At 70.8% G+C, this 23076-nt stretch carries 26 protein-coding genes and 1 pseudogene; 8 read left to right on the top strand and 19 right to left on the bottom strand.

The window, feature by feature from the left end; translation table 11 throughout:
* Positions 1 to 46 precede the first annotated feature (46 nt).
* Positions 47 to 1033, top strand: coding sequence for an NAD(P)H-quinone oxidoreductase (locus ACGFMK_RS02820; protein ID WP_392757776.1), 987 nt, complete (start codon positions 47 to 49; stop codon positions 1031 to 1033).
* Here ACGFMK_RS02820 and ACGFMK_RS02815 read toward each other — a convergent pair.
* The gene (locus tag ACGFMK_RS02815; RefSeq protein WP_392757774.1) at positions 1030 to 2229 is read right to left on the bottom strand and encodes a cysteine desulfurase-like protein; all 1200 of its coding nucleotides are present in this window, start codon (positions 2227 to 2229) and stop codon (positions 1030 to 1032) included. The genes ACGFMK_RS02820 and ACGFMK_RS02815 overlap by 4 nt on opposite strands.
* A 134-nt stretch (positions 2230 to 2363) precedes the next feature.
* Between ACGFMK_RS02815 and ACGFMK_RS02810 the strand changes: the two genes are divergently transcribed.
* Positions 2364 to 2939, top strand: coding sequence for a bacterial proteasome activator family protein (locus ACGFMK_RS02810; protein ID WP_392757771.1), 576 nt, complete (start codon positions 2364 to 2366; stop codon positions 2937 to 2939).
* Between the two features lie 234 nt (positions 2940 to 3173).
* Here the strand turns inward: ACGFMK_RS02810 and ACGFMK_RS02805 are convergent, their stop codons facing one another.
* The 3 genes from ACGFMK_RS02805 to ACGFMK_RS02795 are packed head-to-tail and all read right to left on the bottom strand — an operon-like array spanning position 3174 to position 6046.
* Positions 3174 to 4319, bottom strand: coding sequence for an epoxide hydrolase family protein (locus tag ACGFMK_RS02805; protein ID WP_392757769.1), 1146 nt, complete (start codon positions 4317 to 4319; stop codon positions 3174 to 3176).
* 42 nt (positions 4320 to 4361) lie between these two features.
* Positions 4362 to 5303, bottom strand: a complete 942-nt coding sequence (locus ACGFMK_RS02800) for a spore coat protein (protein ID WP_392757767.1) — start codon at positions 5301 to 5303, stop codon at positions 4362 to 4364.
* A complete protein-coding gene (locus ACGFMK_RS02795) occupies positions 5300 to 6046 on the bottom strand; it encodes a cytidylyltransferase domain-containing protein (RefSeq protein ID WP_392757765.1) in 747 nt (248 codons plus the stop codon). The genes ACGFMK_RS02800 and ACGFMK_RS02795 overlap by 4 nt, the downstream gene beginning before the upstream one ends.
* A 40-nt stretch (positions 6047 to 6086) precedes the next feature.
* On the opposite strand from ACGFMK_RS02795, the gene pseB reads away from it, so the two are divergent.
* Positions 6087 to 7070: a UDP-N-acetylglucosamine 4,6-dehydratase (inverting) gene (gene pseB, locus ACGFMK_RS02790; RefSeq protein WP_392757763.1), complete on the top strand. Its 984-nt coding sequence runs from the start codon at positions 6087 to 6089 to the stop codon at positions 7068 to 7070.
* Positions 7063 to 8193 carry a UDP-4-amino-4,6-dideoxy-N-acetyl-beta-L-altrosamine transaminase gene (pseC, locus tag ACGFMK_RS02785; protein ID WP_392757762.1) on the top strand — a complete coding sequence of 377 codons (1131 nt, stop codon included), beginning with the start codon at positions 7063 to 7065 and terminating at the stop codon, positions 8191 to 8193. Before pseB ends, pseC begins: the two co-directional genes overlap by 8 nt.
* Here pseC and pseI read toward each other — a convergent pair.
* Genes pseI through ACGFMK_RS02765 form a run of 4 tightly spaced genes read right to left on the bottom strand, consistent with a single transcriptional unit; the run spans position 8190 to position 10813 of the window.
* Positions 8190 to 9239: a pseudaminic acid synthase gene (gene pseI, locus ACGFMK_RS02780; RefSeq protein WP_392757758.1), complete on the bottom strand. Its 1050-nt coding sequence runs from the start codon at positions 9237 to 9239 to the stop codon at positions 8190 to 8192. The genes pseC and pseI overlap by 4 nt on opposite strands.
* A 26-nt stretch (positions 9240 to 9265) precedes the next feature.
* Positions 9266 to 9718 (bottom strand): GNAT family N-acetyltransferase, encoded by a 453-nt coding sequence (locus ACGFMK_RS02775; protein ID WP_392757755.1) that lies wholly within the window; start codon positions 9716 to 9718, stop codon positions 9266 to 9268.
* Positions 9719 to 10153, bottom strand: coding sequence for a hypothetical protein (locus ACGFMK_RS02770; protein WP_392757752.1), 435 nt, complete (start codon positions 10151 to 10153; stop codon positions 9719 to 9721).
* Between the two features lie 33 nt (positions 10154 to 10186).
* Positions 10187 to 10813 (bottom strand): hypothetical protein, encoded by a 627-nt coding sequence (locus ACGFMK_RS02765; RefSeq protein ID WP_392758597.1) that lies wholly within the window; start codon positions 10811 to 10813, stop codon positions 10187 to 10189.
* A 143-nt stretch (positions 10814 to 10956) separates the two neighbouring features.
* On the opposite strand from ACGFMK_RS02765, the gene ACGFMK_RS02760 reads away from it, so the two are divergent.
* Genes ACGFMK_RS02760 through ACGFMK_RS02750 form a run of 3 tightly spaced genes read left to right on the top strand, consistent with a single transcriptional unit; the run spans position 10957 to position 13634 of the window.
* A complete protein-coding gene (locus ACGFMK_RS02760) occupies positions 10957 to 11907 on the top strand; it encodes an ABC transporter permease (RefSeq protein ID WP_392757750.1) in 951 nt (316 codons plus the stop codon).
* Positions 11908 to 11910: 3 nt separating this feature from the next.
* The gene (locus ACGFMK_RS02755; protein ID WP_323328920.1) at positions 11911 to 12726 is read left to right on the top strand and encodes an ABC transporter ATP-binding protein; all 816 of its coding nucleotides are present in this window, start codon (positions 11911 to 11913) and stop codon (positions 12724 to 12726) included.
* Complete coding sequence (locus tag ACGFMK_RS02750; RefSeq protein WP_323328918.1) at positions 12726 to 13634, top strand: glycosyltransferase family 2 protein; 909 nt, start codon at positions 12726 to 12728, stop codon at positions 13632 to 13634. The genes ACGFMK_RS02755 and ACGFMK_RS02750 overlap by 1 nt, the downstream gene beginning before the upstream one ends.
* Here the strand turns inward: ACGFMK_RS02750 and ACGFMK_RS02745 are convergent.
* The 9 genes from ACGFMK_RS02745 to ACGFMK_RS02705 form a co-directional block, all read right to left on the bottom strand.
* Positions 13628 to 14596: a hypothetical protein gene (locus ACGFMK_RS02745; RefSeq protein ID WP_392757747.1), complete on the bottom strand. Its 969-nt coding sequence runs from the start codon at positions 14594 to 14596 to the stop codon at positions 13628 to 13630. The two genes, ACGFMK_RS02750 and ACGFMK_RS02745, sit on opposite strands and share 7 nt — an antisense overlap.
* Positions 14586 to 15014 carry a hypothetical protein gene (locus ACGFMK_RS02740; RefSeq protein WP_392757745.1) on the bottom strand — a complete coding sequence of 143 codons (429 nt, stop codon included), beginning with the start codon at positions 15012 to 15014 and terminating at the stop codon, positions 14586 to 14588. The genes ACGFMK_RS02745 and ACGFMK_RS02740 overlap by 11 nt, the downstream gene beginning before the upstream one ends.
* Positions 15007 to 16317, bottom strand: a complete 1311-nt coding sequence (locus ACGFMK_RS02735) for a hypothetical protein (protein WP_392757742.1) — start codon at positions 16315 to 16317, stop codon at positions 15007 to 15009. The genes ACGFMK_RS02740 and ACGFMK_RS02735 overlap by 8 nt, the downstream gene beginning before the upstream one ends.
* 1 nt (position 16318) lies before the next feature.
* Positions 16319 to 17134 carry a WXG100 family type VII secretion target gene (locus ACGFMK_RS02730; RefSeq protein WP_392757739.1) on the bottom strand — a complete coding sequence of 272 codons (816 nt, stop codon included), beginning with the start codon at positions 17132 to 17134 and terminating at the stop codon, positions 16319 to 16321.
* 12 nt (positions 17135 to 17146) lie between these two features.
* The gene (locus ACGFMK_RS02725) at positions 17147 to 17659 is read right to left on the bottom strand and encodes a YbaB/EbfC family nucleoid-associated protein (RefSeq protein ID WP_392757736.1); all 513 of its coding nucleotides are present in this window, start codon (positions 17657 to 17659) and stop codon (positions 17147 to 17149) included.
* 109 nt (positions 17660 to 17768) lie between these two features.
* The gene (locus ACGFMK_RS02720; protein ID WP_392757732.1) at positions 17769 to 19292 is read right to left on the bottom strand and encodes a hypothetical protein; all 1524 of its coding nucleotides are present in this window, start codon (positions 19290 to 19292) and stop codon (positions 17769 to 17771) included.
* Positions 19293 to 19302: 10 nt separating this feature from the next.
* Complete coding sequence (locus ACGFMK_RS02715; protein ID WP_392757730.1) at positions 19303 to 19878, bottom strand: DUF3558 family protein; 576 nt, start codon at positions 19876 to 19878, stop codon at positions 19303 to 19305.
* Positions 19879 to 19882: 4 nt separating this feature from the next.
* Positions 19883 to 20332: a hypothetical protein gene (locus ACGFMK_RS02710; RefSeq protein WP_392757727.1), complete on the bottom strand. Its 450-nt coding sequence runs from the start codon at positions 20330 to 20332 to the stop codon at positions 19883 to 19885.
* A 128-nt stretch (positions 20333 to 20460) separates the two neighbouring features.
* The gene (locus ACGFMK_RS02705; RefSeq protein ID WP_392757724.1) at positions 20461 to 21225 is read right to left on the bottom strand and encodes an ESX secretion-associated protein EspG; all 765 of its coding nucleotides are present in this window, start codon (positions 21223 to 21225) and stop codon (positions 20461 to 20463) included.
* Positions 21226 to 21367: 142 nt separating this feature from the next.
* Between ACGFMK_RS02705 and ACGFMK_RS02700 the strand changes: the two genes are divergently transcribed.
* Complete coding sequence (locus ACGFMK_RS02700) at positions 21368 to 21613, top strand: hypothetical protein (protein ID WP_323328900.1); 246 nt, start codon at positions 21368 to 21370, stop codon at positions 21611 to 21613.
* Here the strand turns inward: ACGFMK_RS02700 and ACGFMK_RS02695 are convergent.
* Positions 21610 to 22623 (bottom strand): acyl-CoA dehydrogenase family protein, encoded by a 1014-nt coding sequence (locus ACGFMK_RS02695; protein WP_392757721.1) that lies wholly within the window; start codon positions 22621 to 22623, stop codon positions 21610 to 21612. The two genes, ACGFMK_RS02700 and ACGFMK_RS02695, sit on opposite strands and share 4 nt — an antisense overlap.
* Positions 22624 to 22641: 18 nt before the next feature.
* Positions 22642 to 23076, bottom strand: a pseudogene (locus ACGFMK_RS02690) (glycosyltransferase family 2 protein); the annotation flags it as partial.

Genomic DNA, 23076 nt, shown 5'->3' with positions numbered 1-23076 from the left:
ATGCGTCATTCGGCGGGACTCCCACCCAGCGGTATACGGTCGACGCATGTACGCGATCACCATCCGTGAGCCAGGTGGGCCGGACGTTCTCGAATGGACTCAGGTCGCGGATCCGCGCCCCGGGGCCGGCGAGGTCCTCCTGGACGTCGCGGCGAGCGCCGTGAACCGGGCCGACCTGCTCCAGCGGCAGGGGCACTATCCCCCGCCGCCCGGCGCCAGCGAAACCATCGGCCTCGAGTGCTCCGGCACGATCGCCGAACTCGGTGAGGGCGTGGAAGACACTGCGGGCTGGGCAGTCGGCGACGAGGTCTGCGCGCTGCTCGCCGGCGGCGGCTACGCGGAGAAGGTCGTGGTCCCGGCCGGGCAGCTGCTGCCGGTGCCCGGTGAGATCGACCTGATCACCGCGGCCGGGCTGCCCGAGGTCGCCTGCACGGTGTGGGCGAACGTCGTGATGCACGCGAAGCTCGCCGAGGGCGAGGTGCTGCTGGTCCACGGCGGTGCCGGCGGCATCGGCACGCACGCGATCCAGGTGGGCAAGGCACTCGGCGCGACCGTCGCGGTCACCGCCGGCTCGGCGGAGCGGCTCGAAAGCTGCCGCCAGCTCGGCGCCGACATCACGATCAACTACAAGGAACAGGACTTCGTCGAGGTGCTCCGCGAGGAGACCGGTGGCGTGGACGTCATCCTCGACAACATGGGCGCGTCCTACCTGGGCCGCAACGTCGACGCCCTCAAGTCCGACGGGCGGCTCGTGATCATCGGCATGCAGGGCGGGGTGAGGGGCGAGCTCAACGTCGGCGCGCTGCTCGGCAAGCGGGCCGAGGTGTACGCCGCGGGCCTGCGCTTCCGGCCGCTGGAGCAGAAGGCGGCGATCGTCGCCGACGTCCGGGAACGCCTGTGGCCGCTCGTTTCCGACGGCGCCGTCAAGCCGATCATCGGCCAGGTCGTCCCGATGGCCGAAGCCGCGTCCGCGCACCGGGCCATGGAAGAGGGCAGCGTGTTCGGGAAGATCCTGCTGACCGCGAAGTCCTAGCGCAACTCTTCGAGGACCCTGACGAGCTGGTTGATCTCGAAGACGTTGGAGTAGTGGGCGAGGCCGATCCGCACGGCGCCGCCGACTTCTCCGACGCCGAGTGACGCGAAGACGCCGGCCGCACCGTCGTCGGCGAAGGCGCACAACCCCTGCGACGCGAGGTACTCGGCGACTTCGGGCGCCTTCTTGCCGGCGACGGCGAAGGCGAGCGCGGGGATCCGGCGCATGGCGTTGCCGATGACCATGATGTGCCGCAGCGACAGCAGTTCCGTCGACAGCTGCGCGAGCAGCCCGGCGTGGTACGACTTCGCCGAGCCGAGCGAGGTGACGAGTCGTTCGCGCCGCGAGCCGGAGGCGGCGTCGTCGAGGCCCGCGAGGTAGTCGATCGACGCGATCAGCCCGGCCAGCAGCGGGTAGGCGTGCGGGCCCAGCTCGAGCCGGGCCGCGCCGCGCGCCGCCGGGTCGAGCGAGACGGACGGGATGCGTTCGATCAGTTCGGGGTCGCGGAACACCAGCGCGCCCACCGAGGGGCCGCCCCAGGCCTGCGCGGACACGACCATGACGTCGGCGCCGAGGGCGTTGATGTCCAGCGGCAGGAAGGGCGCGGCGTACGTGGCGTCGACGACGACCAGCGCGCCGACGCGCTTGGCGAACTCGATGATCGTCGGGACGTCCGGCCGGGTGCCGACGGACCCCGAGGCGAGCGTGACCGCGACGGCCTTCGTGCGCGCCGAGACGAGCTGCTCGTACTGCCACGCGGGCAGCTCGCAGGTCTCGATGTCGATCTCACCCCAGCGCACGACCGCGCCGACGCGCTTCGCGGCGCGCTGCCACGGCGCGAGGTTGGCCTGCTCGTCGAGCCGGGAGACGACGACCTCGTCGCCGATCGTCCACCGCTCGGCGAGCGCGTCACAGAGCCGGCGCAGCATCACCGGCGCGCTGGGGCCGAGCACGACGGCGGCCGGGTCGGCACCGACCAGGTCGGCCACGGCCCTGCGGGCCGCGGTCACGATGCTTTCCGCGCGCTGTGAGGCCGGAAACGCTCCACCCGGCCCCGACACCGGGGCGCGCATCGCCGTCGAAACGGCCGAAGCGACCTGTTCCGGGACCAGCATTCCGGCGGCGCCGTCGAAGTGGATCCAGCCGTCACCCAGCGCGGGAAAGAGCCCACGGATACGAGCGACGTCGAACGCCATGGGGACACCGTACGGACGTGCGGTTTCGCCGTGCGTCCGGGGTTGGGTGGAGAACCACCGGGAAGGCGGTTTGCGGCTACGCTCGGACACGGACACCCCGCGGGCGTCGCGGAGCGTGTTGAACACGGGCCAGGATGGAGCACATGACCGAGCCGAACTTCCGGGAATCGGGCACAGCGGGTGACGCCGGCCAAGAATCTTCACCCCACGTGGTGGTAGTCGGACCGGACGGCGAACCCCTCGAGGGCGCGGAGCACGCCGAGGCGGTCGGCGAGCTGATCGAAGAGCCGGCCAAGGTGATGCGGATCGGCACGATGATCAAGCAGCTCCTGGAGGAGGTCCGCGCGGCCCCGCTCGACGACGCGTCCCGGAACCGCGTGCGCGAGATCCACCAGACCTCGGTGAAGGAGCTGTCGAACTCGCTGGCCCCGGAACTGCGCGACGAACTGGACCGCCTGGTCCACCCGTTCACGGATGATTCGACCCCGTCCGACGCGGAGCTGCGGATCGCGCAGGCCCAGCTGGTGGGCTGGCTGGAGGGGTTGTTCAGCGGAATACAGACCGCGCTGTTCGCCCAGCAGATGGCGGCGCGGGTCCAGCTGGAGCAGATGCGCCGGGGCCTGCCGGCGGGCCCGTCGGCGGCGGCTGCGGGGCTACCGGGGCACGAGGGCCACGGGCCGGGGATCTCCGGGACGGGTCAGTACCTCTGAGGTTTGGTCCGTGAAGGCCTCCTTCCCGGCTCTTATGGGCGGGAAGGAGGCCTTCACGGCTTTCTGGGGTCTCTAGGTTTCTGGGTCGGCGCAAGTTGTCCACAGGGTCGTGGAGTTGTGGACAACCTCTGTGGACAACCTGCTTTTCGCGGGGTTCAGTCGGGGGTGCCGATAAACTGGACGTGGGGACGCCCCCCTGGGAGTGGCAGGGGATGTCTGGTCCCTCTCGGGTCTTCAGCGCAGCGAGCGGAAGAACGTCCGGATGTCGCCGATCAGGGCGTCCGGTTCCTCCAGTGCCGGGAAGTGGCCTCCCCGGGGATACTCCGTCCAGTGGACGATCTTGTCCGTTCGTTCGGCCAATGTCCGGATCGGCAGGCCGATGTCGTCCGGGAAGACCGCTACTCCGGTTGGGACCGTGTTCGGGGACGGGGGTGCTCCCCAGCCTCCGCTCAGCGCCGCGTACAGGCGGGACGACGAGTTGGCCGTGCCGGTGAACCAGTAGATCGAGACGTCCGCCAGGAGGTCGTCGCGGTCGATGAGGTCCTCTGTCGTGTTCGAGAACGACCTGAACTTCTCCGCGATCCACGCCAGCTGGCCCGCCGGTGAGTCGTGCAGGCCGTAGGCCAGGGTCTGCGGCTTCGTCGACTGGATCATCGCGTAACCCGTGCCCTCGTACGAGAACTTGCGGCCCTTCTCCAAAGATCGTTGTGCCGCAACGAGTTCCGCGCCGCTCAAGCCCTCGAAGTCGGCTTCGCCGCGGGCGACCGCCGAAGCCAGCATCGTCACGTGGATGCCCAGCACTCGCGACGGGAACTGGACCGCCAGTTCGCGCGAGATGATCGCGCCCCAGTCGCCGCCGTGGGCGCCGAAACGCTCGTAACCCAAGCGGGACATCAGGTCCGCGAAGGCCCGCGCGATCCGGTCCGGTCCCCAGTCCGGTACCGGGGTCGGGCCGGAGAACCCGTAGCCGGGGATCGACGGGACGACGACGTGCAGCGCGTCCGCCGGGTCGCCGCCGTAGGCGCGGGGGTCCGTCAACGGGCCGATCACGTCGAGGAATTCGACGATCGAGCCCGGCCAGCCGTGGGTGAGCAGCACCGGCGTCGCGGCCAGTTCCGGGGACTCCACGTGCAGGAAGTGGACGTTCGTCCCGTCGATGGTCGTCGTGAACTGCGGGAAGGCGTTGAGCCGCGCTTCCTGCGCCCGCCAGTCGAACCCGACGCGCCAGTACTCCGCGAGCTCACGCACGTAGTCGACCGGCGCGCCGAGCCGCCACCCGGCGCCGGCGGGCTGGTCGGGCCAGCGGGTGTTCGCGAGCCGCGTGCGGAGGTCGTCGAGGTCGGCCTGCGGGACGTCGATGCGGAACGGGGTGATCGTCATGCCACGACCCTATGGACGATCGCGGACAGGCTGAGTCCTCGATCAGAGGGAATCCAGCACCCGATCGACGCCTCGACCGTCCACTGTGGCCGACGCCGTCGCCGACAGCGAACGCCGGAGCTCCGCGTCGGACAACAGCTCGCGCAACACCATCGTCGCCTCCGGCAGCCGGGAAGCGAGGGTGTCCGCGTGGCCCAGGCCGGCTGCCAGGCCCAGCTCCAACGCGGCCCGGTAGCCCTGCTCTTGGTTGGCCACCAGTTGCACGGCCGCCGTCGGGACGCCGAGGCAGCACAGCTCCACGAACGTCACCCCGGCCGCGCTGATGGCAACATCGGTGGCCGCGAACAACTCCAGCAACGCCGGGCTCGGCGCCGCGACCCGGATCGACTGGTCCGGCCGCAGGGTGGGCAGCACGGGCTCACCCCGCACCAGGACGTCCGCCACGAACGGCAGCTCCGTGTCGCGAAGGGCGCGAAGCAGCAGCTCGACCGTCTTCGTCCACTCGGTGCCGCCGCCGAGGACCACCGTGACGTGCAACGGCGGCGCGGCGGAAACCCGGTGGGTGCGCAGGACGACGTCGCGTAACGGCGCGTAAGCGATTCCGCGCAGCAGGACGTCCGAGCCGTCGTCCGGCCGCGGGCCGGGCGCGAAACCCGAGTCGACGACGACGTCGGCGGGCCGGCGGCCGAACACGCCGTCCTCGATCGAGACGAGCTTCGCCCCGGCCGCGTTGACCTCTTCGCGCAGGTCACCGAGGCCGTAGTGGTCGACGACCACCGCGTCGAACCCCGACGCGTCCCACGTCCCGAGCCGCGGCACCGCCAGCTCGTCGAACCGGGCGGCCAGCCATTCGGCGTTCGCCGTGCTCCCGGCGAACGCGACCTCCCAGCCGCGCGCCACCGCCCGCTCGGCGTAGGCGACCATCCGCGAGATGTGCCCGGCGCCGATGGACGCCGACGAGTCCGCCCGCAGGAGCAGCCTCACTGACCGACCTTCTTCTGCTCGACCTCGGCGTTCAGCGCCACCAGGTCCGGCCGCGAGCGCAGGAGGGCGACCACGGCACGCCAGTCGCCGACGCGGTCGCCCAGCTCGGCCACGACCGCTTCCAGCAGCGACCAGTCCTCCGCGGTGTCCAACGTCACCCGCAGGTCGTCGGCCGCCGGGCTCACCACGATCCCGGTGCACGAATAGCGCGAAGGCTCCGAGTAGATGCCCGACGTGACGTGCTCGCGGTGCGCACCCGTCGCGGTCGCGACCTGCTCGGCCAAGGCCGAAGCGCGCACCAGCTCGGCGTCGAACCCGCGCGGCAGCGTCCGCACGAGCGTCGTGCTGACGTAGTCCAGTGACGGCTGGGCCCGCCAGAGCGCCGCGAGCTGGCCGATCAGCGACGGGTCCAGCAGCGGGCAGTCGGCGGTGAGCCGGATCACGGCGTCCGCCCGGTACTCGTCGAGCGCGAGCGCGAACCGCGCGAGGACGTCGTCGAGCGGACCCCGGACGACCGCGGCACCACAAGCGGCGGCCTCGGCGGCGACGGCGTCGTCCGAGGCGTCGGCGGAGGTCGCGACGATCACCCGGTCGACGCCGGGTGCGGTCGCCGCGGCCCGGACGACCCAGCCCAGCACACTGCGGCCGGCCAGCGGGCGCAGCACCTTGCCGGGCAGCCTGGTCGACGTCGACCGGGCCTGGATGACGGCGTTGACACCGGGCGCTCCACGCATGGGTGACATGATGTCCGACGGCACCCAACCCCAAACGCGGAGGTCAACGATGTCCGAGCTGGATGGCTCCAGCATCCTGCTCACCGGCGGGACCGGTTCCTTCGGCAAGGCGTTCATCGCGCACGCCCTCGCCGAACTGAACCCGAGCCGGCTGGTCGTGCTCTCCCGCGACGAGCTCAAGCAGTACGAAGCCCGGCAGTTGTTCAACGACGACCCGCGCCTGCGCTGGTTCATCGGCGACGTCCGCGACCGGCGCCGGCTGGAGCGCGCCATGCACGGCGTCGACTACGTCGTGCACGCCGCCGCGCTCAAGCAGGTCGACACCGGTGAGTACAACCCGTTCGAGTTCGTCCAGACCAACGTCATGGGCTCGCAGAACGTGATCGAGGCCGCTATCGACACGGGGGTCAAGAAGGTCGTCGCGCTGTCGACGGACAAGGCGTCCAGCCCGATCAACCTGTACGGCGCCACGAAGCTCTGCGCCGACCGGATGTTCATCAGCGGCAACCACTACGCGGCCGCGCACGTGACCCGGTTCTCCGTGGTCCGCTACGGCAACGTGATGGGCTCGCGCGGCAGCGTCATCCCGTTCTTCCGCAAGCTCGCCGAGCAGGGCGAGTCGCTGCCGATCACGCACAAGGAGATGACCCGCTTCTGGATCACGCTCCCCCAGGCCGTGCGGTTCGTCGTCGACTCGTTCGACCAGATGCGCGGCGGTGAGCTGTACGTGCCGCGGATCCCGAGCATGCGGCTGGTCGACCTGGCGCAGGCGATCGCGCCGGGCAGCGAGATGCACGAGGTCGGCATCCGGCCCGGCGAGAAGCTGCACGAGGAGATGATCGCGCCGGACGACGCGCGCCGGACGGTTCAGCTGGCCGACCGCTACGTCGTCCAGCCGCACCTCGCGGGCTGGGGTTACGAGCCGCCGGCGGACGGCAAGCCGATGCCCGACGGGTTCGCCTACCGCTCCGACACGAACGACCTGTGGCTGGACGCGAAGGAGCTGCGCGAACTGGTCGAGCAGTATGGCTGACTTCCTGCCGTACGGCCGCCAGTCGATCAGCGAAGCGGACATCCAGGCCGTCGTCGACGTGCTGCGCGGCGACTGGCTGACCACCGGGCCCGCGGTCCAGCGGTTCGAGACCGACCTCGCGGCGCACACCGGCGGCACCCCGGCGGTCGCCGTGACGTCGGGAACGGCCGCTCTGCACGTCGCGTACGCGGCCGCCGACATCAGGCCGGGTGACGAGGTCGTCACGAGCCCGATGACGTTCGTCGCGACGGCCGCCACCGCGGCGCTGTTCGGCGCCAAGGTGGTCTTCGCCGACGTCGAGGCGGACACCGGGAACCTTTCGGTCGAAGCGGCCGCCGCCGCGGTGACCGGACGCACGAAGGTCGTCGCCGCCGTCGACTACGCGGGTCACCCCGTGGAGCTGGACGCGCTCGGCCGGCTCGCGCACGACGCCGGCGCGCTGCTGCTGGAGGACGCGGCGCACTCCGTCGGCGGCGCGTGGCAGGGCCGGCCGGTGGGCTCGATCGCCGACCTGACGACGTTCTCGTTCTTCCCGACCAAGAACCTCACCACCGCCGAGGGCGGCGCGGTCGTCACCCCGGACGCGAACCTGCTGGAGCGCGCCCGGAAGTTCCGCAACCACGGCCTGGTCCGCGACCGCGCCGAGCAGCGCTACCCGGACGAAGGCGGCTGGCACCAGGAGGTGCACGAGTTCGGGCTGAACTACCGCCTGCCGGACGTCCTCTGCGCGCTCGGCAGCAGCCAGCTCACCCGGCTCGCGGAGTTCAAGAAGCGCCGCGCCGAGATCCACGCCCGGTACACCGCCGCGTTCGCGGACGTCGACGGCGTCGCGACCCCGCCGAGCCGCCCGGGCGCCGACCCCGTGTGGCACCTCTACCCGCTGCGGGTGCTGGAGGGCCGCCGCAAGGCGCTGTTCGAGCACCTGCGCGGGGTCGGCATCGGCGTCCAGGTCAACTACATCCCGGTGTACTGGCACCCGGTGTTCGAGGACCTCGGCTACCGGCGCGGGCTCTGTCCGAACGCCGAGGCGTACTACGAGCAGGAGCTCTCGCTGCCGCTGTTCCCGTCGCTGACGGACGCCGACGTCGACCGCGTGATCGACGCCGTGCGCGCGTTCTTCTAGACGAGGTCCCAGGTCAGGGGCGTGCCCTTCGCGGCGTCGACGCGGAAGGTGCGCCCTGTCACGGCCGTGATCTCGGCCGGGGCCAGTCCGCCGGCGGGCCGGATCGACCGCACGTTCGCCGTCGTCACCTCGTCGCCGGCCCGGACGTCCTCGACGACGTAGAGGGACCGGCGCAGCCGCAGGCCCTCCTTCTCGCTCTCGCGCGGGCCCAGCACCGGCTCGCCCAGCGCTTCCCACGCCCGGTGCGTCTCGGTCACCAGCCCCGCCAGTTCCAGCGGCTCCAGGGAGAACTCCGAGTCGACTCCGCCGTCCGCGCGGGCGAGCGTGACGTGCTTCTCGATGGCCACCGCGCCCAGCGCGACGGCCGCGACCGGCGCGCCGATGCCCGGGGTGTGGTCCGACAGGCCCACCAGCGTCCGGGTCAGCCCGGCCAGCAGCGGCAGGCCCCGCAGGTTGCTCTCGCGCGGCGACGCCGGGTAGCTCGCCGTGCAGCCGAGCACGATCAGCTGGTCGTTGCCCGCCGCGCGGGCGGTGCGGACGGCGGCGTCGATCTCGGCGACGTTCGCCATGCCGGTCGAGATGACCAGCGGCTTGCCCGTACGCGCGCAGAGGTCGATGAGCGGCAGGTCGACGATCTCCGACGACGCGATCTTGTACGCCGGCGCGTTCAGCGACTCCAGCAGCTCGACGGCCGTCGGGTCGAACGGGCTGGAGAAGATCTCCAGGCCCTTGGCGCGGGCGCGCTCGAAGATCGGCGCGTGCCACTCCCAGGGCGTGTGGGCCTTTTCGTACAGTTTGTACAGGTTCTCGCCGCCCCAGAGGGAGTGCGAGTCGCCGATCCGGAACGCCGGGGTGTCGACGTCGATGGTGATCGTGTCCGGCCGGTAGGTCTGCAGCTTGACCGCGTGCGCGCCGGTCTCCGCGATGGCGTCGACGATGGCCAGGGCCCGGTCGAGGTCGCCGTTGTGGTTGCCGGACATCTCGGCGATCACGAACGGCGGGTGGCCCGGACCGATCTGGTGCGCGCCGAACCGGATGTCGTGCATGGTGCCTCCCCGGGGTGGACTGCGGGTCAGCTCAGAGTCTTGCGCAGCTGCCGGAAGCCGCTGACGGCAGGCGCGGCTTCGGCGTACCCGGCGTGCTCGAACAGCTTCGCCGAAGCGGTGTTGTCCTGGTGGACGGCGGCCAGCACGACCCGGACGCCGAGGCGCTCCCGCGCCGCCCGCTCCCCCTCCGCCAGCACCGCCCCGGACAGCCCGCGGCCGCGGGTCTCCGGGGCGAGCGTGATGCTGACCTCCCAGCCGTCGCCGTCGCGCCGGTCGAACCGGACGGTGCCGATGGAGGCGTCCTCGTGCTCGACGACGAGCAGCAGCCGCTCCTCGTCCGCCAGCACGCGGCGCAGCCAGCCGAGGTGCTCGGCCAGGGTGACCACCGCCGTCGACCGGGACGACTGCCGCGTGCGCGGGTCGTTGCGCCAGCTCAGCAGCAGCTCGGCGTCGGCTTCGGTGGCCTCCCGGGCGCGCACCTACTGGGCGACGGGCTCTTCGACCCGGTCCTCGAGGCGGCGCAGCCGGTCTTCGTAGCGGGAGATGCCGGCCAGCCGGACCCGGATCTGCGCGTGCTGCCGCTGGATCTCCTCGATCAGCGTGCGGGCCTCGGCCAGCTGCGGGGTGTCGGTGTTCGGGACCAGCGAGATCGACTCGCGCAGCGTCTCCAGCCGGCCTTCCTGGGCGGCGACGTGCGGGATCAGCCGGTCCAGCTCCGCACGGGCCCAGCCCAGGTCGCCACGAGCCTGCTCGAGGCTGTGCTCGGCGCTGTCGAGCCGGCGCCGGTGGTCGGCGGTGGCGTGCTCGAGGTCGTTGACCCGGTCGGCCAGCACGCGAGTGCGCTCGTCCACGCGGAAGTCGACGACCCGGACGATCCGGTCGAGCAGGCCTCTGCCGAGTTTCTGCACTGCCATGAGGGTGTTCCTTACGTGGGGTGGGGACGCGCTTCAGCGCAGGAGGGTGGTGTCACCGGTCTTGGTCCAGGAGTCCAGCAGCCGCCCCTCGGCGGCGATCTGGTGCTCCGGTCCCACGATGCAGGAGTCGCCGGCGGCGTGCTCCCACGACGTCTGGTCCGGGTTGTCGATGAACGAGAAACCGGTGAGCACGAGCTGCGCGCCCGGGAACGACGTCCGCGCGATCCACGCGGCCAGGGTGCCGGTGGTCGACCACGTCGGCTCGTCGCGCGTGGGCAGGCCCAGCGCGTCCGAGAGGGGCAGGACGACCTCGCGGTTCGACACCGGAACCGCGCCGAGGTCGGCGGGCCACCAGCCCGGCAGGTCCTCGGGTTCCCAGTGCATCCGGCCGGGCTCGACCAGCAGGTAGAGGCGCTTGCGGTAGTCCTGGAAGACGTACGGCGTCGCGCGGATGGCCCGGTTGAACACCACCACGTGCGTCCGGGAGCCGACGACCTCCTCGCCGGGCCTGTCGACGACGAAGCCGTTGACCCGGATGACCAGGTCGCACGCGTCGATCGCCTTGGCCCGCTGGGGGTCGGGGGGCAGCGGCTGGTTGCCGACGACGGCCACCGACCGCGGGTCGGGCCGGTCGGCGTACGCCGCGAGCAGGTTGACCATCAAGCTCGCCGCGCCGAGAGCAGCAGTCATAAGCCGAGAAAGTACCAGCACGCAGCGCTCGAGCCGCCGCATAGCGGTCAGAACGTCTACCACAGCGACGGGGTGGCCAGGACGCCGCTCATCCCATCGGTACCCTCGTCCACGTGCATGCCACCAGCACGGTTCAGGCCGCAGACTCACCCGTAGCGACGCCGGCCCCGCCGACGTCGGACAGTAAGACGTTCTCGCGCGCCTTCGCCGACATCAAGGCCGGTTTCCGAGCCCGCGAGCTGTGGGGTCACCTCGGCTGGCAGGACATCAAGCAGCGCTACCGCCGGTCCGTGATCGGGCCCTTCTGGATCACGATCAGCCAGGCGGTCATCGCGCTCGGGCTCGGGCTGCTGTACTCGCAGCTGTTCAAGGTGCCCGTCGAGGTGTTCCTGCCCTACATCTCCACCGGCTTCATCATCTGGGGCTTCATCAGCGGCTGCCTGTCCGAGGGCATGGAGACGTTCATCGCCAACGAGGGGATGATCAAGCAGCTCCCCGCGCCGCTGAGCGTGTACGTCCTGCGGACGGTCTGGCGGCAGACGCTGCTGCTGGCCCACAACATGATCGTCTACGTGGCCGTGGTGGCGATCTTCTTCCACGCGCTCAGCAACCCGTACTCGCTGGGCAACGGGGTCTGCGTGCCCGGCGGCATCTGCCACCCGGGCCTCAGCTGGACCATCCTGCTGGCCATCCCCGGTTTCCTGCTGCTGGCCCTGAACGCCGGCTGGGTGGCGCTGCTGTTCGGCATCATCTCGACCCGCTTCCGCGACATCCCGCAGGTCATCAACTCGCTGATCCAGCTGCTGTTCTACGGCACACCGATCGTCTGGCCGGTCGACCAGCTCCTGGCCGGCGGCTCCCGAGCCAGCGTGGCGTCGTGGATCCTGCCGATCATCAAGGCGAACCCGCTGTACCACTTCATGCAGGTGACCCGCGCACCGCTGCTGGGGCAGGAGTTCTCCGCGGAGAGCTGGATCGTGGTCGGCTCTCTCACCATCGTCGGCTGGGCGCTCGCGCTCGTCGCGATGCGCAATTACCGTGCCCGCGTCTCCTATTGGGTGTGACACATGGTCTCCATTGACGTCCACAACGCGTTCGTCGACTTCCCGATCTTCGACGCGAAGACGCGGTCGATGAAGAAGCGCGTCCTCGGCAAGGTCGGCGGCAAGATCGGCACCGACACCAAGGTGCCGATCATCGAGGCCCTGCACGACGTGACCCTCAACCTCCGCGAGGGCGACCGCGTCGGCCTGGTCGGCCACAACGGCGCCGGCAAGTCCACGCTGCTGCGCCTGCTCGCCGGGATCTACGAGCCCACCCGCGGCTCGTCGCGGATCACCGGCAAGATCGCGCCGGTCTTCGACCTCGGCATCGGCATGGACCCGGAGATCTCCGGGGAAGAGAACATCATCATCCGCGGCCTCTTCCTCGGGATGACGGCCAAGGAGATGGAGAAGCGGGTCGACGACATCGCGGAGTTCACCGAGCTCGGTGACTACCTGCAGATGCCGCTGCGCACGTACTCCACGGGTATGCGGGTGCGGCTGGCGCTCGGCGTCGTCACCTCGATCGACCCGGAGATCCTGATCCTGGACGAGGGCATCGGCGCGGTCGACGCGGCGTTCCTCAACAAGGCGCGTGACCGGCTCAAGGACCTCGTGAAGCGCTCGGGCATCCTGGTGTTCGCCAGCCACTCCGACGAGTTCCTGTTCGAGCTGTGCGACTCGGCCATCTGGATGGACGAGGGTCACCTCAAGCAACACGGCACGCTGCGGGACGTCCTCACCGGGTACAAGGGCCGCGACCCGTTCGCGGACATGAGCAAGGAAACGCTGCAGCGCCTGGGCATCGAGCCGGTGGCGACGACGAACGGCGGGGAATGATGGCCAGCGAGACCCGGCAGCTGCCCGACGGCGCGGTCGTCGGCGTGGTCGTCACGCGGCACCGGCGGGAGCTGCTCGCGGACTCGCTGAAGGTCATCGCCGCCCAGACCCGGCCGGTCGACCACCTCGTGGTGGTCGACAACGGGCCGGACAACTCGGCCCGCGAGGTCGTCGAGAACTATCCGCTGCCCTGCACGTACCTGCCGTCGCACCGGAACCTCGGCGGCGCCGGCGGGTTCGCGCTCGGCATGCTGCACGCGCTGTCGATGGGCGCGGACTGGGTCTGGCTGGCCGACGACGACGGCCGCCCGGCTGACGAGAACGTGCTGGCGATCCTGCTCGAGGAAGCGGAGAAGCGGGGCCTGGCCGAGATCTCGCCGGTGGTGTCGAACATCGACGCCCCGGAGAAGCTCGCGTTCCCGCTGCGCCGCGGCCTGACCTGGAAGCGTTCGCAGTCCGAGCTGGGCGTCGACTTCCTGCCGGGCATCGCGTCCCTGATGAACGGCGCGCTGTTCCGCGCGTCCACTTTGGACGTCGTCGGCGTGCCGGACCTGCGCCTGTTCTTCCGAGGCGACGAGGTGGAGCTGCACCGCCGGCTGGCCCGCTCGGGCCTGCCGTTCGGCACCTCGCTGAAGACGAAGTACCTGCACCCGGACGGCTCGGACGAGTTCAAGCCGATGCTCGGCGGCAAGTTCCACGCGCAGGACCCGGAGAACGAGGTCAAGCGCTACTACACCTACCGCAACCGCGGTTACCTGTTGTCGCAGCCGGGAATGCGCAAGATCGGCGCGCTAGAGGTCGTCCGCTTCGGCCTGTACTTCGTGGGCGTGAAGCGCGACCCGAAGGCGTTCCTGCAGTGGCTGAAGCTGGTCCGCCAGGGCCGGGCGGAGAAGTTCTACCGCTACTGAAACTGTCCTTCCAGCGGCACCGGAACGGCTTCGGTCCGGAAGTCGGTGAGTTCGGCGGCGGGCACGGTCTGCCGCCACACCCGGTAGTCCACTTCGGACAGACCGAGGTCGCGCGCGGTCAGGAAGTCCTCGTCGACGAGGATCAGGTCGGCGGCGTCCCGGGTCCGGCCGAGGATCTCGAAGGTGCCGCCGCGCCACCGGCAGAGCGTCCGCACGAACGTGAGCTCGTCCAGCTCGACCTGGTCGACGGCCTTCATCCGGAAGCCGTAGGTCTCCCCGAAGTCGGCCGGCGCCGGCGCACCGGGCAACGGGTGCAGCACGACCCGGCCCGGCCCGGCGAACTCGGCGTCGAAGTCGCCCCCGCGGTAGCGGGCGGTGTACCCGCGCCGCACCAACGGAGGCAACGACACCGGCGGCGGGAAGAACGTGGCTTCGCCGAAGGCGTCCTTCTGTTCCGGGATCCAGCCGACCTTCCGGCTGTGGTACTGCCCGAGCCGCGTCCCGGCGTCGTCGGCCCGGTGCACCCACAGCTCGGCGCCGACCGGGATCTCGACCAGCCGCAGGACGTACTCCGGCAGCGGGTGGTCGACCCCGGGGAAGTAACCGGTGCCGAGGAACGGCGGCGGGTACACCCGCGCGACCCCGAGCTCGGCCGCGATCTCCCGGTCCGACGCGCCGTAGGACGTGCGGAACGGAAAGGTGTGGCCGGCCGGGAACTTGAGCAGGTACAGCTCGTCGAGCGGCCCCCAGCCGGGGATCTTCGCGAGCCCGTAGTTCCGGACCATGGCGGCGGTGTCGAGCTCGGCGACGTCCTCGGCCCGCCCGGCGAAGCCCTGGACGCGGTGCGGTTCGAAGTGCCCGGGCACGATGACGTTGCCGAGGTAGAGACCGACGAGGCCCGGCTTGACCGGCAGCTGCACGACGGTGCCGCCCGCCAGGCCGGCGGGAGCGTCAGGACTCACGGGATTCACGCTCTTCCTGCCGTTTCCGCCACGGCCCGAGGTCGTCGGTGCGGACCTCGTGGATGTCGCTGACCATGTGCTTCGGCACCGACGCCCGGAAGGTGAACTGGTCGAGCTGGTTGAAGCTGACCTCGGGGTGTTCTTCGGGCTTGGCCCAGGTCGCGGCCAGCCAATGGCCATCCCCGGTCCCCACCACGCCGATGCCGTACCCGTCTTCGCCCTCGAAGTAGACCTCGAACTCGTGACCGAGGAAGGTGCCCCACGTCCGTACCGTGTACCACTCGTCGAGGTCCGCGATCGGCACCACCTGCTCCGGCGCACCTTCTCGGCTCAGCGCGAGCTTGCCCGGTGGCCGCCCGGAAGCCGAGTAGACCTCACCCCGGTAAACCGCGTATTCGCGCGGCGAAACGCTAGGCACCAGATCCTCCTCGTCCGCGCACGTCGAACCACCCTCGTCCTCTCAGGTACACACCGGCCAGGGATTCCGTCCCGTCCGCGTGCACGAGCCACATCTCACCACGGCCCTCGTACCCCCGTGTCGCATGGATCCACTCGGGTACCCCGCCGCCGGTGTAGCCGGTGCCGAGGAACGGCGGATCCCACGGACGAGGGTTGGCTTGCCCGGACAGCCCCTGCATCTCGTGCGCGGTCACCGGATCCGTGCCGCCGTAGCTGATCTCCATGGCACCGGCGTTGTCCGAGGCCGGGAAACGCAACTGGTACGCCTCACCGGCGCCGGCCTTGATCGGGGTCCACCCCGCGCCCTTGTCGTCGAGGGCGAGCTTGTCCCGGAACTCCTGGGGCGTCCCGTATTGGGAGGTGTCGCTGCCTCGCGCCACCGAGCCACCGACCTGCCCCGGGTCGAACTTGTCGGTGGGCGCCGGGTTCAGCAGCGCCTTCTCCCCGATCTCCGGCTTCACGACCTTCGTCATGATCTCGCCCGGGTTGGCGTGCAGCTCGTTGCGCACCGCGACGATCTCCGCGCGCCGGGGCGGGGTCAGGTTCGCCGTCGGCTGCAACGTCATCGCCAGGTGGCGGTCCGGGTCGTAGCCCAACCTGCTCGCCGCGGCGCGGATCTGGTCGTCGGTGGACGTCGGGCGGGTCTGCATCGAGTCGCGCGTGTACTGGCCGCGCAGCTCGTCGTCCGTGGCGTGGTGGCCCTGGTTGTTGTGCATGCCGCCGGGGTCGTCCGGTGGGTTCGGTGGGTTCGGGCCCGGTGGGGGCGTTCCGCCGCCGCCCGAGCCGCCCGCCGCGGTCTTCTCCGTCGGGGCGTCCACGTGCTTGCCCGCCGCGGTCATCGTGTCCGCCGCGTTCGCTTCGGTCGTCTGGTAGTGCTCGCGGACCGCTTTGGTGCGCGTGCCCGCGTCTTCGACCGCCTGGCCCGCGCGCGTGACGTGCTCCTTGGCCGCCGAGACGGTGCTGTTGAGCGTCCCGGTCATCGTGGAGCCGACGACGCCCATCGACTGGGCGCCGAAGCTGGCCCCGGAGACGGTCCGGCCGACCGCGTGCACCTTGTCCTTCGTGGCGCCGAGGTGGCTCTCCATGGTGTGCAGCGAGTCCGTGTGCAGCGCGTACCCGCCGCCGGCGGAACCGCCGCCGGTCGAGTGCGCCGGGCGCGGCTCGGCCGGGTGCGGGGTGGAGGTCTCGTGGTGCGACGGCGTCGTGTCCGTGTGGTGGGGCGTGCTGGTGTGGTGCGGTGTGCTCGTGTGGTGGGTCGCCATGTCACGCCTCCGACGGCTGCGTGTCGTACGGCTTCGCGGCCTGGTAGGCACCCATCGCGAGGCCGCCGACCGTGGAGAACCGGTCGAGGCCCTTGGTGAGCTTCTCCATCGCCTCCAGCAGCTTGGCCAGCCGCCCGCCCTGGCGCGCGAAGCCCTCCAGGAGCTTGCTGATCTTGCCGGCGATCTTGGACGCGGTCGCCGCGGCGCGCGCCGACGCGACCCCGCAGAAGGCGGCGATCGAGCCGCCGAAGGTGCACACCGCCGAGGCCGCCGCGATCAGCGCGTCCCGGACGAGCTCGGCGATCACCGACGAGATCAGGCCGAAGACGATGCCGCGCAGCGTGCAGACGAGCATGCCGGAGATGCCCGCGACGGCCGCCGTCCCGTCGAGCGTCTTGCCGAGCGATTCGAGCTCCTCGGCCATCTTCGTGAGGCTGTCGCGGTAGGCGTCGGCGGCCTGGCCGGTCCACTCGGCGACACTGCGCAGGTCTTCCCGGTGTTCCTGGGCGACGGTGTGCATCTCGGCCGCGGCGGACTTGAGCTGGTCGACGTTGGCGTTGATTTCGTCCGGGTTGCCCAGCAGGGCGTCCAGCGGCTCACGCAGGAAGCTGATGTGCTCCAGCAGCCAGCCGACCCCCGCGTTGAGGACGGCGCCGAGCGGGTCGGCGGCGGCGCCGATGGTGTCGACGACGGCGCCGGCCGCGCTGATGGAGACGTCGAGGACGTGCGCGCCCTCGGACTCGGAGTCGGCGGTGATCGAGTCGACGAGGCCGGAGTAGGTGTCGAAGATGCCGGCGCCGGACGTGGCGGTGGTCATGTCGGGGTCCCCTCAGTCGCGGCGCATGATGCCGGAGTCGCCGAAGTCGTCATCGTCGTCACGCGGTGGCCGCGCCGGGCGGCGCGGCGGTGTCGGTGGTGGCGGCGGAGGTGCGGCTTCCGGCTCCTCGTGCTGCCAGAGCCGGCGTTCGCGGATCGGCTCGGGCGCCGGCGGTTCCTCGGGTTCCTCCGGCGGGACGTAGCCGGTGACCATGTGCATGGCCTCGGAGTCCCCGCCCAGCGGCGCGAACGCGGCCGCGACGTTGACCGCGGCGTCGCGCTGCGCCTTGCGAGCGAGCTTGAGGATCTCCTCGGCGAGCTTGGCCCCGGACTTGCCGGCCACCGCGGCGTCGGTGAGGTGCAGGTCGGTCAGCGAGCCGTTGGGCGCGACCCCGACGCGGATCGTCCCGTCGGGTGAAGCGACGGTGGTACCGGCGGCCTCGAGCCCGACGCGGAACTCTTCGGCCTTCTCGCGCACGTCGGCGATCTTCGTCTCGAAGTTCGCCAGCCATTCCTCAGGTGTCATCCCGGCCTCCCCGCTGTCCGACGCGCCGCGAAGGCTACTGGTTCCGTGACCAGCGTGGATGCGAAAAGCCCCGCATCGGGTGTCCGGTGCGGGGCTTTCGCGGGTGCCGTTATTCGCCGATGACGGGCGGCGCGGTGCGCATGTCGGTGCCGAAGACCTCGTCGGGGTCACCCTCGACCAGGTACGTCGGGCGCGAGTGCTCCGTGTCCTCGTCGCCTTCGCCCTTCTGGCCACGGCCCAGGCCGCCGCCCGAGCCCACGCCACCGCGGCCCGCGGCGCCACTGCCCGCGCCCAGGCCGCCCATGCCACGCCCGGCGGCTGCTTCGGCCGCACCGATGCCACCCGGACGGGCCGCGCCCGAGGCGGCGCCCGCGCCGGTCGCGCCGCCGGCACCGGAGCCACCGGGCCCGAAGCCGGAACCGCCCCGGCCACCGCCGCCGGCACCGCCGCCGATCTTGGAGTTGTAGGCCTCGTCGCCGCCGAACCCGCCGCCCATGCCGCCACCCATCGGCATCGGGCTCATCGGCATGCCGCCCATGGAGGTGTTCGGGTTCGACGTCGACCCGCTCGGCACCCCGCCCGGCAGGAAGCTGGACGGCGTGGTGGTACCCGCCGGGAGCAGCCCGGCGCCGGTGGTCGAGCCGGGGCCGGAGATGTGCGGCGTGACGTTCGGGCCGGGGACGTTCCCGCCGGTGAAGTTGCTGCCACCGGTACTGCTGCTACCGCTGTGGCTGCCACCCGGCGTGTTCACCGAACCGGCACCCGGCATGTCGACGCCGGACGGGGTGTTGATCCCGTTCTTGTCGCCGGTGCCGTTCGGGTCGCCGGTGCCGCCCCCGGTGCTGAAACTGGGCGGCGGCGCGAAGGCGGGCTGCTTCGACGCGGCCTCGTAGAGGTTCTTGTCGTAGGTCGACATCACGCCGGCGGCCTCGTCGTGCGCCGCCTGGCTGTCCTTCTGCTTCTGGAGGGACTTGTCGACGTTGTCCGGCAGGTTGAACGGGTTGGACGTCGCCCAGTTCTTCATCTCGTCGGTCCAGCTGAACGGGATGGGGTCCGGCATGGAGTTCTTGGCGGTGGCGGCGGCCTGGCCCTGGTCGTAGATGGTCTCCGAAGCGAGCTTGGCGTTCTGCCCGTTCGCTTCGGACCACTTGCCGAGGCTGGAGAAGTACGACTGCGCGTTCGTGGCCGCGCTGCCTTCCCAGGTGCCCTTGGACGCGTTGACCGCGGTGTTCATCGACGTGGAGAACTTGTCGAAGACCTTGCCGACCTCGTGGTAGGCGGTCGAGACGTCGGAGACCTGGTCGACGTTCAGGTTGCTGTCGAGGTAGGCCTTGAGCTGGGCGTGGTCGCTGCCCTTGTAGTCCGCGTTCGGCGCGTTCAGGCCCGAGACGTACTCGACGTCACGGCCCTTGGTGGCCGCCGCGACGTTCTTGTCGCCCATCTGCTGGGACTGGTTCTTCGCCTGTGCCTGGGCCACCCACTGCTGCACCGGCCCGAACAGCCAGCTGCCGGGGTCGACGCCCTCTTCGGCCTTCTGCTGCAGGTAGGCGTCCCGCTCGGCGGGCGCCATGTCCTGGACTTCCTGAGGCGTCTTGTCCGGCGTCTTCGGCAGCGGTCCCTGTCGCGCACTCATCTGGGTTCCCCTATCCCTTCGGCAACCGCGGCTCGACTGCGGCCTTGGCCACCGCCTCGGCGATCTGGCAAGCCTCATCGGACGAATCGACCGCCGTCACCGCCACGTCCACTCGCGACGAATCACCGACGGCCAGCCCGAGCGTGCACCCCGGAGCGGCGCCGTCCGGTGCTTCCTTCGCTCGGCGGCCGTTGACTTCCTTGTCGACGACTCCCCGGCCGGTGTCCCGTACCTGGTCGACCGAAGCGTCGTCGCGCACGTTCGTGCCGACGATCATGCCCTTGTCGCTCGCCGAGGCGATCTTCTTCTGGTAGCTGCACGACCGGGCCGAGCCCAGCGTCTTGTTCACCGGGGCGTTGAACTCGCCGTAGCTGCCCAGGTCACCCACTTCGAGGAGCGAGCAAGGATCGGTGATCGACTCGGTTCCCCCACTCGAAGAGGACGAAGAGGGCTCAGGTGCTCCGGACTCGCTGCCCGAGGGCGTCTGCACGGGGGACGCGGTTCCGCCTTGGGTGCTGGTGCACCCGGCCAGCAGCGCTCCGCCGGCGACGAGCGGAAGGACAACACGAACGAACAGTTTCGTCATTACCTCAGGCCTGACCGGTCTTCAGCTGGGAGAACGCCTGGTTCTCCGTCTCCTTGTACAGGCCCGCCGCCCGGGCAAGCGCCTCGTCGGCCTGCGTGGCGACCTGCTTGAGCTGGTCCAGCACGGCCCTTGCCGAACCCTCGGCGTCGGTGGCGCTCTTCTGGTCGTGCGACGCGACTGTCTGGCCGTACGGGTGGCTGCCCAGCTGCGGCGCCTGGTCGAGGGCTTGGACCTGGAAACCCAGTGCGTCGAGGTCGTTGACCAGTTCGGTCAGCGCGTCCCGGATCGGCTTGACGCCTTCGGGGGTGATCTTGAAGCCGCCGCCCTTCGCGGCGTCCACCAGCTTCTGCGTCTCGGCCGTGACGCCCTTCACGGCCTCGCTCATGCCGGCCGAGGAGAGCGGGTTGACTATGTCCGCGAACGAGCCGCCACCGCCGCCGTCGGCAATCAACATGCTTTCCACCCCGTATCGCTTCGCCCGTGCGTGTGCACCCGGGAGTCTACTAGCCGGGCACCCTGCGCAACTGCCGTTCACCGATCTTCACTTCGGACGCAGGGCCGCCGCGCGTGGTTCCGCGAGGGTCAGAACTGTCCTTCGAGCTGGGCGTAGAGCTGCTGGGCGAGGCGGGCGTTGTCGGCCGGGGCGTAGGTGATCCAGCGCTGGCCGTCGGCGGCCGTGCGGGACGACATCAGCCAGCGGCCCGAGTCCGTGTCGAACCAGGCCAGCGGGGTGAACGTGCCACTGCGGGTCTGGGCCGTGAACTGGCCGATGCGCTTCTTCGGCTCCTGGAAGACCCGCTCGATCATCCGGACCTGCGGGCCGCCGGCGCCACTGTTCGACCGCGGGCCGCTGACGCCGGCGAAGGGGTCGTACGTGTCGTCGCGGCGCGGGCGGCGCGGCTGCTCCGCCGGACGGGAGATGGTGACCGACTGGCCGGGCGCGGCCGGGGTCAGCGGCAGCAGGTCGACGATCGCCGGGACGATGCCGGTCGGGCGGACCTCCTCGAAGACGAGGAGGTTCTCGTCCTGCTTCACGAGCACGGCGAACTGGCCGTCGGAGGCGACGCGGGCGAAGAGCTGCTTGCCGCCCAGCTCGGCGACCGCGCTGATGGTCAGGCTGCCCCGGACGAAGGTGGCCAGCGCCAGCTCGGCGTCCGCGTCGAGACGGCCGCGCTGCCACAGCCCGCGCCCGCTGAGGTCACGGATCACGGCGTCGCGGATCATCGCCCGCTGCTCGACGGTCGTGCCGACGTGCGGGACCTCGAACGGCGTCGGCGCGCGGCCGAAGCCCAGCTGCTCGAGCAGGATGTCCACCGCTGCCAGCGACAGCGAGAACGTGTGTGGCATCGCTTGTTTCTCCCCCGCGGGTTTCCGGATCTGCGGGAAACGGTAGTCCACCGCGCACGAGGGCCGCAGCTGGACGCGGAACCTGCTGCGCCCTCAGCGAACTCGCTTGCCGCGCGAAGATCGCCGCTGGTCCGATGGGTGCATGGCTGACCAGAAACCCGCACTCGTGCTGCACCTCGCGACCGGCGGCGAACCGCTGCTGTTCGCGCTGACCACCGAAGAATCCGCGAAGCTGACGGGCAAGCTCGCCCAGCTGGTGAAGACCGGCGCGGTGGAGACCGTGACGACCAAGAACGACGCGGAGGTGGCGATCAACTTCGCCCACGTCGCCGCCGCCTACGTCGACGACCTCAACCGGAAAACGAACATCTTCGGCATGCACGCCTAACGGGCGGCTCGCGCCAGCAGTCCCGCCTTGATCTCCGGGCGGCTCGCGACCACCAGCAGGAACGTGGCTTCGCGGACCAGCCGCTGTGCGTGCTCGCCCGTCAGCACCGCGCGGCTGCCCACCGCCACCACGAGGGCGCCCGCCGAACGGTAGGCCAGTTCCGCGCCCGCGGCCCTGGCCTCGAACAACCGCGCCAGGTCGCCCGCGGCCAACGCTTCGTCGAGCGCGTCGCGGACCTGCGCCTGCTCGGCCGCCAGGGTGGCCGCGACGTCCGGCTGCCCGGCCTCGTCGATCAGCCGGGTGGCCCGCCCGGCCAGGCCGAGGTGGGCGCAGCCGTTCAGCCGGGCCCCGAAGGTGTTCCCGGCGATGAAGGCCTCGTGCGAGGTTTCGTCGTAGACGAGCTCTTCGGGGACGAAGTAGCCGTCGAGGGTCAGCGCGACGGTGGCGGTGCCCTGGACCGCGACGAGGTCGAGCCGCCGGACCGCCAGCTGCGGTCCGGCGGCCGGGTCGACCACCGCGCTGATCAGCTTGTCGCCGTCCCGGCCGCACAGCTGCAGCACGTCGATCAGGCCCCAACCGCTGACGAACGGCGCGAGGCCCGTGAAGGCGTACCCGCCGTCGACCCGGGTGGCGCGCATGAGCGGCGTCTTCGGGATCACCCCGCCGTACGCGACGCCCGCGCGCACCTCACCGCGGATCAGCGGCGCCAGGTAGCGCTCCCGCAGTGGAGACGCGGACCGCGCCAGCCCGGCGACCAGGCCGTGGTGCTGCAACCAGGTGAACGTCGTGCTCAGGCAACCGCCGGCCAGGGTTTCCACGATGGCGGACAGTTGCGGGAGGTCCGCTCCCGCACCGCCCAGCTCGACCGGGGCGGCCAAGCCGTAGAAACCCTGTTCGGCCAGCAGGTCGAAATGGCTCCGGGGCACCTCGCCCTTGACGTCCACCTCGGCCGCGGCCGGGAACAGGACGTCGTCGGCGATCGCCCGAGCACGCGCCACCAGATCGGTCATGCGGTCAGGCTACCCAGCTCAGAGCTTGTACAGGCGCTTCCAGTTTTCGCGCGAGGTCAGCTCCGGCATGGCGCGCTTGTACTGCTCCTGCACCGCCGCGCCTTCCTTGCGCAGCCGCTGGACGACCTTCGCGCCGCGCTTGGCCAGGTCGAACATCTTGACCTTGTCGTAGGACCGGACGCGGACGCCTTCCTGGTTCGCGTCGGTGACGACCGCCGTGTCGAACAGGGCGATGTGCCACCAGTTCGCCTCGTCGATCGGCACCGCGCCGAGCCCGAAGCGGCTGCGGCCGAGGACGCGGTCGAGCACGCGCTTGATCAGCACCAGGCGCTGCATGCTGGGCCGCGGCGCGCTGTTAATGATGCCGATGTCGTTGGACGCGATGCCCGGGACGTCGGTGGCCTTGTGCCGCTTGGTCTCCGGGTACTGATCCCGGATCCGGCGGATCTCCTG

This window comes from Amycolatopsis sp. NPDC049252, from assembly GCF_043197175.1.
In the GTDB taxonomy this organism is placed as follows: domain Bacteria; phylum Actinomycetota; class Actinomycetes; order Mycobacteriales; family Pseudonocardiaceae; genus Amycolatopsis.
This window is presented reverse-complemented; position numbering and strand designations above follow the sequence as displayed.